Below are 14,648 nucleotides of genomic sequence, written 5' to 3' on the forward strand. Positions count from 1 at the left end.
TCCCGACACCCGGCGACGGCCGCACCTTTCCCGACCGGAAGGGCGACGAGTCCGATGGAGTACGAGCACGAGTACGAGCCGGTGCGCACCGCCCTCGCGGTCGGCCCCCACATACACACCGCCCTCGCCGCCGGTCCGCACGGCGGCGAGAAGGTCCTGCTCCTGCACGGCTTCCCCCAGTTCGCCGACTCGTGGACGGACCAGCTCACCCACCTCGCCCGCGCCGGATACCGGGCCCTCGCCGTCGACCAGCGGGGCTACGCGCGGGGCGCGCGGCCCGACCGCGTGGCCGACTACACCGTCCACCGGCTCGTCGCAGACGCCCTCGCCTTCGCCCGCACCCTCGGCGGCGGGCCCTTCCACCTCGTGGGCCACGACTGGGGCGGCCTGGTCTCCTGGGCCTTCGCCACCGAGCACCCCGAACTCATCGCCTCGCTCACGGTCCTTTCCACCCCGCACCCGCGGGCCCTCGCCGCGGCCCTGCGGTCCGATCCCGACCAGGCCCGCCGCAGCGCCTACGTCCCACGCTTCCGGCAGCCCGGTGGCCTCGCCGAGGCCGACCTGCTGGCCGACGGCGCGGCCGCCCTGCGGCGGGTCTACGGGGACTCCCTGCCGCCCGACCGCGTCGACTCCTACGTCGCCCGGTTCGCAGAGCCCGGCACGCTGACCGCCGCACTGAACTGGTACCGGGCACTGCCCGACACCCTCACCGTGCCCAGCGGCCGCATCCGCGTCCCCACGCTGTTCGTCTGGGGCGACCGGGACGGTGCCCTCGGCCGCGGCGCGGCCGAGGGCACCGGCGCCTGGATCGACGCCCACTACCGCTTCGAGGTCCTCGAAGGTGCGGGCCACTGGCTGCCGGACGAGCACGCCGACCGCGTGGACCCGCTCCTCCTGACCCACCTCGCGGCCCACCCGGCCGACTCCTGAGCGCGGGTCCCTCCCACCGAAGGGCGTTCAGCCGGACCGTCGCCCGTTGGGAGGAACCCCCACGCGCACGGCGGTTCCCACACTGGAGTCGACCGAGCGGGGCCGGACCGCGTTTCACCGCGAGGCCCCGCACCCCCTTCGCAGGAACCAGGAATGAGGAACCATGGTCGAGCACCGAGTCACCCCGTCCTTCCACCTCGGATTCAGCCCCGTCCCCGTCGCCGCCACCACCCGGCCGGCGCTCCTGTGCCAGCCGTGCTCCCGGGTGTCCACCGTCCGGCGCGCCGCAGCCCACCAGAGCGTGGCGCAGGCGAAGCGGACCCGTTCCTGAACCCCGCGCGGCCGTCGGGGTCGGCTCCGGCCGACCCCGACGGCCGCGCGTTCGCGTGCGCCCGTGTCACGGGGCGGCGAGCAGCACCGCCTCGTACACCTCCATGACCCGGCGCGCGAACTCCAGGGTGCCCAGGGTCGCCGGGCGGCCCCGCAGGACGCTGTGGCAGAAGTGGTCCAGTTCGGCGTGGATCCCCTGGACGAAGTGCGACTGGTTCTCCAGCGCGGCCCTGCTGTGCTGCGGCTCCCACGTGAGCAGCCCGCCGTCCGCGCCCTCGGGCGCGAAGCCGGTCGTGACCCCGTACTCGTAGGGAATGCCCCGCTGGAACGTGACGCGACTGCCGTTGAGGATCTCGGCCGTGCCGTGCTCGGCGACGAACGTGTACTGCTCGAACGGCTGCGACATCGTGAGGTTCTCGCTCATCTGGAGCACCCCCAGCGCGCCGTCCCCGAAGCGGAGCACGCACACGCAGTCGCCCAGCCCGCCGCGGTGCACCTCGACCGCCTCCACCGGGCCGCCCGCGGCCAGCAGCAGGGACAGCGGGTGGCAGCCCTCGGTCAGCCAGTGGCTGGACTCCCGCCGGGCCGGCAGCTCCCCACCGGTCTCGGGCACCGACAGGGCGTACCGGGCGTACAGGCTCGTCAGCCGTCCCGTTCCGGGCATCGCCAGCAGTTCCAGCGCCTTGCGCGCCGCCGGCATGAACACCTTCTTCAGGCCGACCACGACGACCCGGTCGCCGCGCGCGGCGATCACGGGGTCGAGGTCGGCGGCGCGTACCGCTGGTGGTTTCTCCATCCACACGTGCAGTCCGTGCTCCAGGGCCTCGACCGCCAGTGCCGGATGCTCGTGGGGCGGCGCCGCCAGCAGGACGGCGTCGAGGGACTGCCCCGCCAGCATGTCGCGCTGGCGCGTGTAGGGGACCGCGCCGTACTGCCGGGCCGTCAGGACGGCCAGGCCGGCGTCCACGTCGCAGACCGCGTCGAGGCGCACCGGGAGGTTGTTGAGGGCGGGCAGCAGGGTCCGGTAGCCGTGTCCGCCGAGACCGACCAGGCCGACGCGCAGCCGCCGGTCGTATTCGCGCTGGTAGGACATCTCCTCGTCGCCTTCCTATCGGGTCGCGGACCGCACCGCGCGGTGGCGGGGGTCCGCGGATCGTGCCGTCGCGACGCACTCCTCCAGGAGCGCGACGTGGCCGATGCAGTGCGGGGCCGGCGCGGGGTTGGGCGCGGCTCCCGCGAAGTAGCCCAGGATCCGCCGCAGATGGCGGCCGAGCGGGTCGTCGTACACCGTCCGCGGCGGTGCGAGCGGCAGGCCGTCGCGCAGCACGGTGAGCGTGCCCACCTCGCGGTCCCGCTCGCCCGTCGGGGCGAACGTGCCGATCACCCGCCACCGGTGGCCGGCCGGGTCCACGGCCTCGACCCGCAGCACGCGGTGGCGGCGGGGCGACCCGTACGCGATCGGGGGGTGGTCCGGGAAGCGGGTGCGGCCGACGAGCGAGGTGTGGAGGACGACCTCGCACCCGCCGGCGGTGCGGTAGGAGACCTCGGCGCCGTCCTGGGGCGGCGAGCCGTCCGCCCCCCAGGGCCCGTCGAAGGCGCAGGCGGCGGGGGAGGCGGGCGTCATGGGCACGCCGAGCCGGCGCCCGAGCGCGTCGAGTACGCCGAGCAGGTGGGGACCCTCGTACCCGAGCGCGCCCAGCGCCCGGTCCTCGAACCGGCCCCGGGCCCGGTCGGGCCCGCGGTGCTTGGTCATCTCCACGACGACCCGCACCACCGCGGCGCCGGGCACCGACAGCACGGCCGCCGCCACCGCCTCGGGTATCGCCGAGGAGAGGTAGTGCTCGTCCACGCTGACCCGGCCGAGGTGGGCCTCCAGCAGCCGGTACATCCGCGGCACGTCCCGAGGGGCGCAGACCGGCTTCTCGACGATCACGTCCGCCCGCGGTGCCAGCCGGCCGATCCGATGGAACACCGCCGCGTGCGTGGCCGTCGGGGCGCAGATGCTCCACAGGCCCACCGACCGGGGATCGCGCACCTCGTCGAGGCGGCCCACGACCGGGAGGCCGGGGGCGAGTGCCGTCCCCGCCCGCCGGGGGTCGACCACGGCGACGGTCCGCACCCCCAGCTCCGTCAGCTTGGCCAGCTGGAGCCGCCCCATCACCCCGTGGCCGACCAACACGCAGGTCGTCGCCGGCGACGGGGCAGGGGGGCGGGGTGCGGGTCGTGTGGTCGCGGACCGGTTCACCGTCGTCTTCCTTCCGTCGACGCGTCGCAGGCCGCCGCCGGTGGGCGGCGCGCCGGAAGGTCACCGTAGGGACGCCGCCCCGCGCGCCGCGTCCTGCGTTCGGACTCCGCCGGGGACGAAGTACCCTCCGCCGGGCAGGGTGCGGACGGGCGGCTCAAGGCGTCGTCCGTCGCCAGGAGTCGACCCGCGCGCGCCGCAGGAAGAGGGCCGCGCCCGCGAGGACGGCCAGGCAGCCCTCGGCGGCCACGACCGCCGTCGTGCCCAGGTCGACCCCGGACAGGACCAGCAGCGAGGCCACGCTGTCGCCGGCCGTCACGGCCAGGAACCAGATCCCCATGGTCTGGCTCGCGTACTTCAGCGGAGCCATCCTGGTGGTCACCGAGAGGCCGACGGGCGACAGGCACAGCTCGCCGACGGTCTGGATCAGGTAGATCGACACGAGCCACAGGGGACTGACCTTCGCACCCTCCCCGGCCATGGCCATCGGCGCGACCAGGACGAGGAAGGAGACGCCGACCAGCCCGAGGCCCAGGGCGAACTTCACCGTGGTCGTCGGCTCCCGTCCGCGCCGCGCCAGGTGCAGCCAGCCCCAGGCGAACAGCGGCCCCAGCAGCATGATGAACACCGGGTTCGCCGACTGGAGCCACGAGCTCGGGAACGCGAGGCCGAACAGCCGGCCGTCGGTGGAGTTCGCGCCGAAGACCGCCATGGTCGAGGCGCCCTGGTCGTAGACCATCCAGAAGACGGCGGCGGCCGCGAAGAGCCACACGTAGGAGCCCATGCGGGACCGCTCCGCCGCGTCCAGTTCCCTGTCGCGCAGGATCCGGACCAGCACGCCGACGGGGATGGCGACGCCCGCCAACGCCAAGGGCACCAGGGCCCACTTCAGGGTGTAGTGCCCGGACAGGACGAGCGCGGCGTAGCAGAGGACGACGACCACCGACCAGAGCGCGCACCTGCGGGCGAGGGAGGCGGGCACGCCGCGCTCCAGGGCCCGGGGGACGATGTCGTGCGGGCCCCGCAGGTGCCGGGTGCCCAGCACGAACTGGGCCAGGCCCAGGGCCATTCCCGCGGCGGCGAGGGCGAACCCCAGGTGCCAGGAGTACTGCTGGCCGATGGTGCCGATGACCAGCGGGGCCAGCAGGGCGCCGAGGTTGATGCCCATGTAGAACACGGTGAAGCCGCCGTCGCGCCGGGGGTCGTCCGGCCCCTCGTAGAGGTGACCGACCAGGGTGGAGACGTTCGGCTTCAGCAGGCCCGAGCCGACGGCGACCAGGGCCAGGCCGCCGAAGAACGGGGGCAGCCCCGGCACCGCCAGCAACAGGTGGCCCGTGATGATCACGCACCCGGCCACGACGACCGTGCGCCGCGGCCCCCACAGCCGGTCGGCCAGCCAGCCGCCGGCCATGCAGGGCAGGTACACCATGGCCATGTAGAGCGAGGTGATGGCCAGGGTGGTGGACCCGTTCATGGCCAGACCGTGCCCCTGGGAACCGGCCGCCGCTTCGGGCCCGCCCGAGATCAGGTAGAGGGGCAGGAGCGCCCGCATGCCGTAGAAGCTGAACCGCTCCCACATCTCGGTGAGGAAGAGCGTGGCCAGTCCGCGGGGGTGTCCGAAGAAGGTCTTCTCGGAGATCCCTCCGCCCTGCGGGGCGGGAACCCGACTCGTGGTGGTCATGGCGTGCCAATGCTCGGGGGATCGGGAGGCGTGCGGCCGCAGAGCCGCACGGGCGACGCCGGGCGGGTGCCCCGGCGCACGAGGCCGTGCACCGGCCACTCTCGCGCCGGGCGCGGGTGCGCGGCAGACCCGTACGACGCCTCGTGGGGCGCACGCAGGGTCGGCCGGAGGGGGCCGCGCACCGGCCCGTGGCCTCCTCCGATCGGAGGCTTGCGGGCCGGGCCGGGCGGGGCCGGGCCGCCGCCCCGCCGCCGCAGCCGGTGGCCCCGGGTGAACGACGTCGATCGGTACGGGCGGGTCGTCGCCCCGTACCCCCGGTCGGTCGATCCGCTCCCACCGCCGGCCCCGCCAGGGTGGTCGCAGTGAACCGGCTGCCGAACGCCGAAAGCGGCCCGCCGGCAGCCGACCGCCGAACGCCAACGAAGGGATGACCATGTTCGCCGTACGGGCCCTCGCCGCCGCCCTCCTCACCGCGGGCATGGCCCTGCCCCTCTCCGGCGCCTCGCCGGCCCGCGCGGACACCTCCTCCTCGACCTGGGACCGGGTCGCGGCCTGCGAGTCCGGCGGGAACTGGGCGAGCGACACCCACAACGGCTTCAGCGGTGGCCTGCAGTTCACCGCGACCGACTGGAAGGCCTTCGGCGGGGACCGGTTCGCCGCCCGAGCCGACGAGGCCGGGCGCGGGCAGCAGATCCAGGTCGCCCGGAACGTCCTTCGGGCACAGGGACCGCGGGCATGGCCGGTGTGTGGCGAGGCCGCCGGCCTGTGACACCCGCCGGCGCGCGCGACGCGGCCGGGGCCCCTCCTCACCGAACCTTCGGAAGGAGGGGCCCCGGCCGCGTCGCGGGGCTCAGCCCTTGCGGCGCAGGCCCGGCCGGTCCTCCGCGGAGCCGGAATTGCGGTTGCACTGGCAGTAGGGGCAGGCCCGTCGGTCCCGCGGGGGAAGGGCGGGCAGGTCGACGGGCTCGAAGGCGCAGGACGCCGCCGTGCCCGTGCGGGCGCTGACGGCGAGGACGGTGGAACGCATGACTGCCTCCCGGGTGAGGAGTGGGAAGGGGGACGTTGCACGGACCACATCACCACGCCCGACCCCGGCCGCCCTCCTCCCATCGGACGAATACGCCGACGATCCGGCGCGCGGCGACGCCGCGCTGCCCCTTCACGGTCTGAGGATCAGCCGGATCGGGTCGCCCTCCTTGCGCTCCAGGACGTCCACGGCCCGCGCGGCGTCGGCCAGCGGGTGGATCGCGCTGATCGAGCCGGAGAGGTCCAGTCGCCCCATGCCGACCAGGCGGACCAGGTCGACGAGGTCCTCGGGAGCGGAGCCGTAGTGGCCGATGACCCGCTGGCGGAAGCGGCAGAACCACAGGTTGTCGCGGATCGTGAAGGGCTGGTCGGTGAGGCCGACGAGGACCAGTCGGCCGGACTCGGCGAGGGAGGCCAGTGCCTGGTCGCGTGCGGCGGGGACACCGGCGAAGTCGAAGGCCGCGGCGACGCCCCCGGCCGAGGCGGCGCGCAGCAGCGTCGCGAATTCCGGGTCGGTCGGGTCCAGGGCGGTGTCGGCGCCGAGCCGCAGGGCCCGTTCCCGGGCGGCGGCCAGCGGGTCCACCGCGATGACCGGACAGGCCCCCACCATGCGGAGCAACTGGATCGCGTGCGCGCCGAGCCCGCCGACGCCCCACACCGCGACGGCCTCCGCGGGCCGTACGTGGGCGCCGGAGGTGATGGCCGCCCAGGGGGTGGAGACCGCGTCGGGGATGATGCACGCCTGCTCGAACGGGATCCCGGGCGGGAGGGGGACCACCGCGTCGGCGGCGGCCACGGCGTACTCCGCCCAGCCGCCGTCGATGTTCACCCCCCGGGTGCAGGTGGTTCCGTCGCGCCGTTCACCGGCCTGGAGGACGACGCGGTCGCCCTCCGCGAGTGCGGTGACACCGCCGCCGAGGGCCGCGACCTCGCCCGCGGTCTCGTGGCCGAGCGTCACCTTGTTCCCCGACAGGGGGTGCGGGGCGAGCATGCCCTGGATGAGGTGGACGTCCGACAGGCAGACCCCGGCCGCGCGCACCCTGACCAGGACCTGGCCCGGGCCGGGCTCGGGTACGGGCACCTCCTCGACGGCGAAGCCGCCCCCCTCGGTGGTGAGCCGTCCGGCGAGCATCGTCTTCACGTCCGTCCTCCTTCCGCTTCCTCGACAGGGCCGCACCACCGGCGGTGCGGCCCTGTCGAGTGAAGCGCACGGGCCCCGGCGCGGCGTCGACCCCGCGCGGGACGCGCCGGTGCCCGCCGCTGATCGGACCCTCGCCCCTCGGGTGAAGCGGAGGAGGCCGGCCCCGTGACGGGACCGGCCTCCTGCGGTGGGCCTCCGGGACGTCCGGGACCTCCGCGGCCCGCCCCGGTCAGACCGCTTCGCCGACGAGTTCCTCCAGGACGTCCTCCATGGTGACGAACCCGATGACCGCGCCCGCGGCGTCGGTGACCGCCGCGAGGTGGGTGCCGGCGTCCCGCATGGCGTCCATGGTGTCGTCGAGCGGGGTCGTCTCGGGGACCGCGGTGACGGTGTGGAGGCGGTCGGCCGGGAACGGCGCGGTGCGGTCGCTCACGCCGAGGGCGTCCTTGATGTGCAGGAAGCCCATGACCTCGCCGGCGCCGCCGGTGACGACGAGGCGGGAGAAGCCGTGGTCGGCCGCCGTGCGCTCCAGACCGCGCGGCGTGATGCCCAGCGGTACGGTGACGAACTCCGCCCGGGGGATCATGATCTCGCCGACGGGCCGCTTGCCGAGGGTCAGGGCGTCCCGCAGTCGCTCGCCCTCCTCGGGGGCGAGCAGCCCCGCGGCGCTGGAGTCCTTGACCAGTCGGGCCAGCTCGTCGTCGGTGAAGACCGCCCCGACCTCGTCCTTCGGCTCGACCTTCAGCAGCCTCAGCAGCGTGTTCGCGAAGGCGTTGATGCCGAAGACGAACGGGCGCAGGGCGCGGGTGAGGGCCACCAGGGGCGGTCCCAGCAACAGGGCGGTCGGCGCCGGCGCGGCGAGGGCGATGTTCTTCGGGACCATCTCGCCGACGAGCATGTGCAGGTACGTCGCCGCGGTGAGGGCGATGACGAACGCGATGGGGTGGACGAGCGCCTCGGGGACCCCGATGGCCTCGAACGGCGGCTCCAGGAGGTGGGCGATGGCCGGTTCGGCGACCGCGCCCAGCACCAGGGAGGAGACGGTGATGCCGAGCTGGGCCGTGGCCATCATCGCCGAGAGGTGTTCGAGGGCCCACAGCGTCGTCTTCGCGCGGCGGCTCCCCTTGAGGGCAGCCGGTTCGATCTGGCTGCGGCGGACCGAGATCAGGGCGAACTCGGCGCCGACGAAGAAGGCGTTCGTGATCAGCGTCAGGGCGCCGATCAGCAGTTGGATCGCGGTCATCGGCCCTCCTCCGGCCGGTGGTCCCGCGCGGCGTCACCGGCGGGCGCGACGACCGTGAGTCGGTCGGCGCGGTGGTGGTCTATGTCGAGCACGGTGAGTTCCCAGCCGTCGACGGTCGTCGTGTCGCCCGCGACGGGGATGCGGGCCAGTCGGGTCGCGACCAGGCCCGCGAGGGTCTCGTAGGGGCCCTCGGGGACGTCGAAGCCGATCTCCGCGAGCTGGTCGAGACGGACGCCTCCGTCGGCTTCCCAGACCTTGCGGCCGTCCTGCTCGGGGCCCTCGATGAGGTCGGCGACCTCGATCGGGTCGTGCTCGTCGCGGACCTCGCCCACGACCTCCTCCACGATGTCCTCGACGGTGACGACGCCGGCGGTGCCGCCGTACTCGTCGATGACGACGGCCATGGTGCGGGCCTTGCGCAGCCGCCCGAGGATGGTGTCGACGGGCAGGGAGTGCGGCACCAGCAGCGGGGAGGTCATGAGGTCGGACACCGCCGTCAGCGGGCGCTTGTCCTCGTCGAGGTCGAGCACGTCGCGGATGTGGACGGTGCCGACGACCTCGTCGAGGGTGTCGCGGTAGACGGGGAACCGGGACAGGCCGGTGGCCAGCGTCAGGTTCGCGGCGTCGGCCGCGGTGGCGTGCAGTTCCAGGGCCTGCACGTCGATGCGGGGCGTCATGACGTTCTCGGCGGTCAGCTCGGACAGGTGCAGCGTGCGCACGAACAGTTCGGCCGAGTCCGCTTCGATCGCGCCCTCTCGGGCGGAGTGCCGCGCGAGCGCCACCAGCTCCTCCGGGGTCCGCGCGGAGGCCAGTTCCTCGGCGGGCTCCAGGCCGAAGCGGCGGACGAGCCGGTTGGCCGTGTTGTTGAGGTGGCGGATCAGCGGGGCGAAGGCCGCCGTGAACGCGCGCTGGGGACCCGCCACGACCTTGGCCACGGCCAGGGGGCGGGAGATCGCCCAGTTCTTGGGGACGAGCTCTCCGACGACCATGAGGACGACCGTGGAGAGCGCCACGCCCAGCAGGGTGGCCGTGGTGGAGACGGCGCCGGCGGGCAGGCCCGCGGATTCCAGGGGGCCGCGCAGCAGGGCCGAGACGGAGGGCTCGGCGAGCATGCCGATCACCAGGGAGGTGACGGTGATGCCGAGCTGGGCGCCGGACAGCTGGAAGGTCAGCCGCTTGGCGGCCTTCAGCGCGCCTTCGGCGCCCCGTTCCCCGGCGGCGGCGGCACGTTCCAGCTCGCCGCGCTCGACGGTCGTCAGGGAGAACTCCGCGGCCACGAACACCGCGCAGGCGAGCGTGAGCACCAGGGCGAGGAGGAGCAGCAGGATCTCGGTCACCGTGCCACCTCCGCTTCCCGGCTCGGACGCTGCGGGTGGGACGTGGCACGGCGTGGACTGGGAGGTTCACCCATTGCGGGTCTACTGCTCCTTCTGCTCTCGCGGGCCGCGTCGCGCGGCCCGGGGGTGGTCGGGTGGTGATCGGTGGGGAAGACCCCACCCCAATAGTAAAGGAAGGGCAAAGCGTCGGCGGGGCCGCGTCTCGTGGGTGGATGTTTTCCGGCCTTGCTTCCGAAATATTCCGAGATGTGGCCTGCTCGTGGCCTTGCCACCCCTATGCTTCTACAGCTTTGTAGAAAAAGCGAGAGGCGGCCGCCCCCGGGATCTCGACCGGCGCCGTGCCGCGGGTTCCGCGTGCCCGCGCTCTCGCATCCGTCGCCTGACCCGTGGAGGGAACCGCTGTGGCTTCGATCGATCTGAGCAAGGTGCTGGACAAGGCGTGGGCGGAGAAGAGCCTGCCCGAGGTGCTCGCGGCGCCCGTGTCGGCGCTGAAGGGCGTCAGCGAGCGCCAGGGCGGCCTCCTGGAGGAGGCCTTCGGCGTCAAGACCGTCGCCGACCTCGCCGACCTGAAGTACGCCCACTGGGCGCGGGCGCTGGCGACGCTGGACGCCTCCGTCAAGTAACCGCGCGCGGGGTGGCCGGCCCGGCCGCGCCACCCCGCTCGTCGGTCCTCACCCGTACAACCGGAAGGAGTGGACACCGCGATGGTGTTCAAGAGACTGCTCGGCTCGCTCGGTCTGGGAGGCCCGACCGTGGACACGGTGCCGGACCCCTTCGCCGCCCTGCCGGGCGGCACCCTCGGCGGTCAGGTCCACCTCAAGGGAGGCGCCGCGGACTTCACGGTCGAGCACGTCACCCTCGAACTGATCGCCCGGGTCGAGGCGGAGCACGAGCACGGCGAGTCCGACGGCGTGGTCGTCTTCGAGAGCTTCACCGTGGCCGGCGGATTCCGCCTCGCCGCGGGGGAGGAGCGCGACCTCCCCTTCGCGGTCACCCTGCCCTGGGAGACGCCCGTCACCGAGCTGCACGGGCAGTCGTTGGGCGTCGTCCTGGGCCTGCGGACCGAGCTGGGCATCGCCGCCGCGAAGGACAAGGGCGACCTCGACCCCGTCGCCGTCCGGCCGCTGCCCGTCCAGGAGGCCGTCCTGGAGGCCTTCGGGCAGCTCGGGTTCGGTTTCAGGTCCGCCGACCTGGAACTCGGGCACATCCGCGGCACCGGACAACGGCTGCCGTTCTACCAGGAGATCGAGCTGACGCCCCCCGCCGCGTACGCGCACCGGGTGGAGGAGATCGAGGTGACCTTCCTCGCCGGCCCGGACGCGGTGGAGGTCGTCCTGGAGGCCGACCGGCGCGGCGGACCCTTCTCCGACGGCCACGACGCCGTGGGCCGCCACACCGTCGCCCACGCCGACGTCCCGCACCGGAACTGGAACGCGGAGGTCGAGGGCTGGATCCGGCACCTGGTCGAATACCGCGCCGGCCATGACGGAGGGCTCGGCGGCGACCTCGGCGGAGCCCGGTACGCCGACAAGGGCCACGGCGCCCGCCGGGGCCCGGGCGCGGGAGCGGTCGTCGCGGCCGGAGCCGCGGGCCTGGCCGTCGGTGTGGTCGGCGGCCTCGTCGCGGCCGAAGTCGTCGACGAGGTGGGCGACTTCTTCGAGGGCGACGACGACGAGGGCGACGAGGCGTAGTCGCCCGCCGCGGGCCCGGACGGGGTGTGCGGCCCGGGGGTGATCACCTGCGGGCACAGCCCTGCTGGTAACTTCTACAGAGTTGTAGAAACAAGGGGCTCCGGGTGTCCGCCGGGGCCACCAACCGAGGGATGTGGAGTGGGCATGGCACTGTGGGACCGGATCAAGGAATCCGCATCGACGATGCAGACCCAGCTGGTGGCCAGGAAGAACGACCTCAAGAGCGGCGCCTTCCGCGACGCGAGCATGGCCATGTGTGCGCTGGTCGCCGCCGCCGACGGCACGGTCGACCCGTCCGAACGGCGCCGCGTGGCCCAGCTCATCATGACCAACGAGGTGTTGCAGAACTTCGACGCCACCGACCTCCAGCGCCGCTTCGACGCCAACCTCGACAAGCTGCTGGCCGACTTCGACTTCGGCAAGGTCGCCGTCCTCCAGGAGGTCGCCAAGGCACGGAAGAAGCCCGCCGAGGCCCGCGCGGTCGTCCAGATCGGCATCGTCATCGGCGGCGCCGACGGCGACTTCGACAAGACCGAACAGACCGTCGTCCGGGAGGCCTGCTACACCCTCGACCTGCCGCCCCACGAATTCGACCTCTGAGCGCGCGACGGCGCCCGCGCGACGACCGGGGCGGGGCCGCCACCCCCTACAGGGGCGTGGCGGCCTTGAGGATGAAGAACAGGGTGACCGCGGCGTTCGCCGACGACAGCGCGGAGACCGCCGCACCGACCGTCGCCCCCCACACGGCCAGCCCGACGGCCGTGAACACCGGAGGCCAACGCAGCACGGCCGGCGCCGGAGCCAGCAGCGCGGCCACCCGCCGCGGCACCGGACCCGCGACGGCGAAGTGGGCGAACGCCCCCGCCGGAGCGGAACCCCGTACCAGAGCCGCCTTCGCCACGGCCCGCGCGACCCCCCGGCGGCTGCCCGTCACCGCCGCCGCGTCCTCGTCGGCCCACCGCTCGGTGGTGTAGGCCACCGAGGTGCACAGCGGACGCAGGAACGGATTGGCCCGGGCGGCCAGCCGCACCACCAACAGGAACCGGTGGTGGCGCGCGGCGAGATGGGCCCGCTCGTGCGCGAACAGGGCCCGCCGCTCGCGCCCGTCGAGGGCCGCCAGCATCCCGGTGCTCACCACGATCCGCCCGCGCCGCCCCGGCACCGCGTAGGCGTAACCCGCGTCGTCGGGCAGTACCGTCACGCTCCGCCGGGGCAACCCGGCCAGGGCGCGCACGGCCCCGCGCCGCACCCGGAAGTGGCGCCACGTGATCGAGGCGCACCCGGCGAGGGCGGCCAGCAGCGCCGGGATGGCCGCCTTGCCCGCCACCTCGTCGTAGGGCACCGCGTCACGGACCTCCGGGTCGGACCAGCCGTCGGGCAGCGGGTTCCCGGGCAGCTGGGCGGTACCGACCACCATCAACAACGCCAGGCACAAGGTGCTGCAGACCGCGAGGACGGCCGCGATGGCCGTCAACAGCCACGTCGCGGTACGGGGATGGAGATGGTGCTCGGCCAGCCGCGCGATGGGCCACGCGGTGAACGGGAGCACCAGGGGAAGGAAGACGAAGACCCCCATGGGAGCTCAGCGTTCTCCTTCGTCCTCGGTCTGCGCGAGCAGACCCCGCAACAGCTCCTCGTCCCCCGGCGAGAGCGAGGTGACGAAGCTCGTCAACACCGCCTCCCGATCGGCCTCGCCGTCCAGCACCCTGCGCATCCGCAGCGCCGCCAGCCCGGCCTCGTCGGCCACCCGGACCCACTCGAAGGAACGGCCCACGCGCTCGCGCTCCACCGCCCCCTTGGCGTGCAGCCGGGTCAGGATCGTGATGACGGTGGTGTAGGCCAGCGCCCCCGGCAGCCGCTCCTGCACCCAGGCGACGGTGACCGGCCCGGGCGCGTTACCGAGTACGGCGAGGATCTGGGCCTCCAGCTCGCCCTGCCCGCGCCGCGCGGGCGACGCGCCCGCCGTGCCGTGCCCGTCCGCCATGCCGGGGCCTCCCGTCCGGGATCGTGTTCCACCTGAGGTGGGCCCCATCGTACGCAGCCCGGGCCGCCGCTCCCGCCGGGGCGGCCGTGCCGCGGCCCGGACTCCTACGCGGCGCGGCTCACGCGGGGGCGGGGACCGGGTCGAGGCGCGGGTCGAGGTCGATCGACCGGTACTCCTCCAGCACGGTGAACCCCGCGCTCTCGTACAGCCCCATCGCCACGTCGTTGCCGCCGAACACGTTCAGCATCAGCACCTCGTCGCCGCCCTGACGGGTGGCCCACGCGCCGACCGCCATCGCGGCCCGACCGTAGCCCTTGCCCCGGTGCTCCTCGTACACCTCCAACGAGAAGCCGAACGTCACCCCCGGCAGGAAGGCGTGGTTCACCCACCCCGTCCCGACCACGACGCCCTCGGCCTCCATCGCGTAGAACGCGTGCCCCGGGGTCGCGTACCCCTGAGGCAGGAGCCGGGCGAAGTCCCGGTCGGACTTGGCCTTCGCCTGCTCCGGGGTCATCGCCCCGGCCCGCACCATGTCCGCGACGTAACCGGCCTGCTCACCGGCCAGCCAGTCCGGATACTCGTCCTCGGTGAGGCGCCGGGCCGTCAGGCCCGCCGGGAGCTCGGGGGCCTCGGCCACGGCCCGCATGCGGTTCTGCGCCCGCACGGGATAGTCGGCGAACGCCCCCGCCGCGCCAGTGAGTCGCACCGCCACCCGCTGCGCCCCGCGCTCGGCGCACCACCGCTCGGCCCACTCGCGTCCGCGCGGCGTCGTGAGGTCGTGTATCCGGCCCACGAGGGCGCCGTCCTCCTCGCGGACCTCGACGGCCGCCCATCCGGCGCCGTCCGTGGCCACCGTCCAACCGTCGATCCCCTTCACGGCCTGTTCGAGAAGGGCCCGCGCCAACGGCTCGGAACACCCCGCATCCCGGTACCCGGCCAACACCCGCCCCTCGAACTCGTCGCGCCACACACCCGTTTCGGAAATGATCTCCATCTGCTGCATGGGCACACCGTAGGCACCCCCACCGACAGAGCCCCACCGA

The 14,648-nt window shown here is 74.0% G+C and carries 16 protein-coding genes; 6 read left to right on the top strand and 10 right to left on the bottom strand.

Annotated features, from left to right (window positions below; all coding sequences use genetic code 11):
• Nucleotides 1–54: 54 nt before the first annotated feature.
• Both AB0D01_RS29870 and AB0D01_RS29875 read left to right on the top strand, forming a co-directional pair.
• Nucleotides 55–930, top strand: a complete 876-nt coding sequence (locus AB0D01_RS29870) for an alpha/beta hydrolase (RefSeq protein WP_363060648.1) — start codon at nt 55–57, stop codon at nt 928–930.
• Between the two features lie 163 nt (nt 931–1,093).
• The gene (locus AB0D01_RS29875; protein WP_363060650.1) at nt 1,094–1,261 is read left to right on the top strand and encodes a hypothetical protein; all 168 of its coding nucleotides are present in this window, start codon (nt 1,094–1,096) and stop codon (nt 1,259–1,261) included.
• Nucleotides 1,262–1,327: 66 nt separating this feature from the next.
• Here the strand turns inward: AB0D01_RS29875 and AB0D01_RS29880 are convergent, their stop codons facing one another.
• From AB0D01_RS29880 to AB0D01_RS29890, 3 genes are all read right to left on the bottom strand, one after another.
• Complete coding sequence (locus tag AB0D01_RS29880; RefSeq protein ID WP_363060652.1) at nt 1,328–2,353, bottom strand: Gfo/Idh/MocA family oxidoreductase; 1,026 nt, start codon at nt 2,351–2,353, stop codon at nt 1,328–1,330.
• A gap of 15 nt (nt 2,354–2,368) precedes the next feature.
• On the bottom strand, nt 2,369–3,505 hold the full coding sequence (locus tag AB0D01_RS29885) for a Gfo/Idh/MocA family oxidoreductase (RefSeq protein ID WP_363060654.1): 1,137 nt from the start codon (nt 3,503–3,505) through the stop codon (nt 2,369–2,371).
• 154 nt (nt 3,506–3,659) lie between these two features.
• Nucleotides 3,660–5,183 carry an oligopeptide:H+ symporter gene (locus tag AB0D01_RS29890; protein WP_363060656.1) on the bottom strand — a complete coding sequence of 508 codons (1,524 nt, stop codon included), beginning with the start codon at nt 5,181–5,183 and terminating at the stop codon, nt 3,660–3,662.
• Between the two features lie 427 nt (nt 5,184–5,610).
• On the opposite strand from AB0D01_RS29890, the gene AB0D01_RS29895 reads away from it, so the two are divergent.
• Complete coding sequence (locus AB0D01_RS29895) at nt 5,611–5,952, top strand: transglycosylase family protein (protein WP_363060658.1); 342 nt, start codon at nt 5,611–5,613, stop codon at nt 5,950–5,952.
• 81 nt (nt 5,953–6,033) lie between these two features.
• Here the strand turns inward: AB0D01_RS29895 and AB0D01_RS29900 are convergent, their stop codons facing one another.
• The 4 genes from AB0D01_RS29900 to AB0D01_RS29915 form a co-directional block, all read right to left on the bottom strand.
• The gene (locus AB0D01_RS29900; RefSeq protein WP_363060660.1) at nt 6,034–6,210 is read right to left on the bottom strand and encodes a hypothetical protein; all 177 of its coding nucleotides are present in this window, start codon (nt 6,208–6,210) and stop codon (nt 6,034–6,036) included.
• Nucleotides 6,211–6,342: 132 nt separating this feature from the next.
• Nucleotides 6,343–7,341 carry a zinc-binding dehydrogenase gene (locus AB0D01_RS29905; RefSeq protein WP_363060777.1) on the bottom strand — a complete coding sequence of 333 codons (999 nt, stop codon included), beginning with the start codon at nt 7,339–7,341 and terminating at the stop codon, nt 6,343–6,345.
• Between the two features lie 238 nt (nt 7,342–7,579).
• Nucleotides 7,580–8,593: a hemolysin family protein gene (locus tag AB0D01_RS29910; RefSeq protein ID WP_363060662.1), complete on the bottom strand. Its 1,014-nt coding sequence runs from the start codon at nt 8,591–8,593 to the stop codon at nt 7,580–7,582.
• A complete protein-coding gene (locus AB0D01_RS29915; protein WP_363060664.1) occupies nt 8,590–9,930 on the bottom strand; it encodes a hemolysin family protein in 1,341 nt (446 codons plus the stop codon). The genes AB0D01_RS29910 and AB0D01_RS29915 overlap by 4 nt, the downstream gene beginning before the upstream one ends.
• A gap of 401 nt (nt 9,931–10,331) precedes the next feature.
• Between AB0D01_RS29915 and AB0D01_RS29920 the strand changes: the two genes are divergently transcribed.
• From AB0D01_RS29920 to AB0D01_RS29930, 3 genes are all read left to right on the top strand, one after another.
• Complete coding sequence (locus AB0D01_RS29920) at nt 10,332–10,553, top strand: hypothetical protein (RefSeq protein ID WP_363060666.1); 222 nt, start codon at nt 10,332–10,334, stop codon at nt 10,551–10,553.
• Nucleotides 10,554–10,634: 81 nt separating this feature from the next.
• Nucleotides 10,635–11,621, top strand: a complete 987-nt coding sequence (locus AB0D01_RS29925; RefSeq protein WP_363060668.1) for a sporulation protein — start codon at nt 10,635–10,637, stop codon at nt 11,619–11,621.
• Between the two features lie 144 nt (nt 11,622–11,765).
• Nucleotides 11,766–12,221 (top strand): tellurite resistance TerB family protein, encoded by a 456-nt coding sequence (locus AB0D01_RS29930; RefSeq protein ID WP_363060670.1) that lies wholly within the window; start codon nt 11,766–11,768, stop codon nt 12,219–12,221.
• A gap of 46 nt (nt 12,222–12,267) precedes the next feature.
• Here the strand turns inward: AB0D01_RS29930 and AB0D01_RS29935 are convergent, their stop codons facing one another.
• The 3 genes from AB0D01_RS29935 to AB0D01_RS29945 all read right to left on the bottom strand — a co-directional run bounded on the left by AB0D01_RS29935 (nt 12,268) and on the right by AB0D01_RS29945 (nt 14,608).
• Nucleotides 12,268–13,197 carry a M56 family metallopeptidase gene (locus tag AB0D01_RS29935; RefSeq protein ID WP_363060672.1) on the bottom strand — a complete coding sequence of 310 codons (930 nt, stop codon included), beginning with the start codon at nt 13,195–13,197 and terminating at the stop codon, nt 12,268–12,270.
• A 6-nt stretch (nt 13,198–13,203) separates the two neighbouring features.
• Nucleotides 13,204–13,605 carry a BlaI/MecI/CopY family transcriptional regulator gene (locus AB0D01_RS29940; protein ID WP_363060674.1) on the bottom strand — a complete coding sequence of 134 codons (402 nt, stop codon included), beginning with the start codon at nt 13,603–13,605 and terminating at the stop codon, nt 13,204–13,206.
• 118 nt (nt 13,606–13,723) lie between these two features.
• The gene (locus AB0D01_RS29945) at nt 13,724–14,608 is read right to left on the bottom strand and encodes a GNAT family N-acetyltransferase (RefSeq protein WP_363060676.1); all 885 of its coding nucleotides are present in this window, start codon (nt 14,606–14,608) and stop codon (nt 13,724–13,726) included.
• Nucleotides 14,609–14,648 lie beyond the last annotated feature (40 nt).

Source organism: Streptomyces sp. NPDC048606 (assembly GCF_040650855.1).
GTDB lineage: Bacteria > Actinomycetota > Actinomycetes > Streptomycetales > Streptomycetaceae > Streptomyces.

What these genes read in the sequence shown, in the direction of transcription:
- AB0D01_RS29870 (WP_363060648.1), top strand. Translation starts at nt 55, where the DNA reads ATGGAGTACGAGCACGAGTACGAGCCGGTGCGCACCGCCCTCGCGGTC.
- AB0D01_RS29875 (WP_363060650.1), top strand. Translation starts at nt 1,094, where the DNA reads ATGGTCGAGCACCGAGTCACCCCGTCCTTCCACCTCGGATTCAGCCCC.
- AB0D01_RS29880 (WP_363060652.1), bottom strand. Translation starts at nt 2,353, where the DNA reads ATGTCCTACCAGCGCGAATACGACCGGCGGCTGCGCGTCGGCCTGGTC.
- AB0D01_RS29890 (WP_363060656.1), bottom strand. Translation starts at nt 5,183, where the DNA reads ATGACCACCACGAGTCGGGTTCCCGCCCCGCAGGGCGGAGGGATCTCC.
- AB0D01_RS29895 (WP_363060658.1), top strand. Translation starts at nt 5,611, where the DNA reads ATGACCATGTTCGCCGTACGGGCCCTCGCCGCCGCCCTCCTCACCGCG.
- AB0D01_RS29900 (WP_363060660.1), bottom strand. Translation starts at nt 6,210, where the DNA reads ATGCGTTCCACCGTCCTCGCCGTCAGCGCCCGCACGGGCACGGCGGCG.
- AB0D01_RS29905 (WP_363060777.1), bottom strand. Translation starts at nt 7,341, where the DNA reads ATGCTCGCCGGACGGCTCACCACCGAGGGGGGCGGCTTCGCCGTCGAG.
- AB0D01_RS29910 (WP_363060662.1), bottom strand. Translation starts at nt 8,593, where the DNA reads ATGACCGCGATCCAACTGCTGATCGGCGCCCTGACGCTGATCACGAAC.
- AB0D01_RS29925 (WP_363060668.1), top strand. Translation starts at nt 10,635, where the DNA reads ATGGTGTTCAAGAGACTGCTCGGCTCGCTCGGTCTGGGAGGCCCGACC.
- AB0D01_RS29930 (WP_363060670.1), top strand. Translation starts at nt 11,766, where the DNA reads ATGGCACTGTGGGACCGGATCAAGGAATCCGCATCGACGATGCAGACC.
- AB0D01_RS29935 (WP_363060672.1), bottom strand. Translation starts at nt 13,197, where the DNA reads ATGGGGGTCTTCGTCTTCCTTCCCCTGGTGCTCCCGTTCACCGCGTGG.
- AB0D01_RS29940 (WP_363060674.1), bottom strand. Translation starts at nt 13,605, where the DNA reads ATGGCGGACGGGCACGGCACGGCGGGCGCGTCGCCCGCGCGGCGCGGG.
- AB0D01_RS29945 (WP_363060676.1), bottom strand. Translation starts at nt 14,608, where the DNA reads ATGCAGCAGATGGAGATCATTTCCGAAACGGGTGTGTGGCGCGACGAG.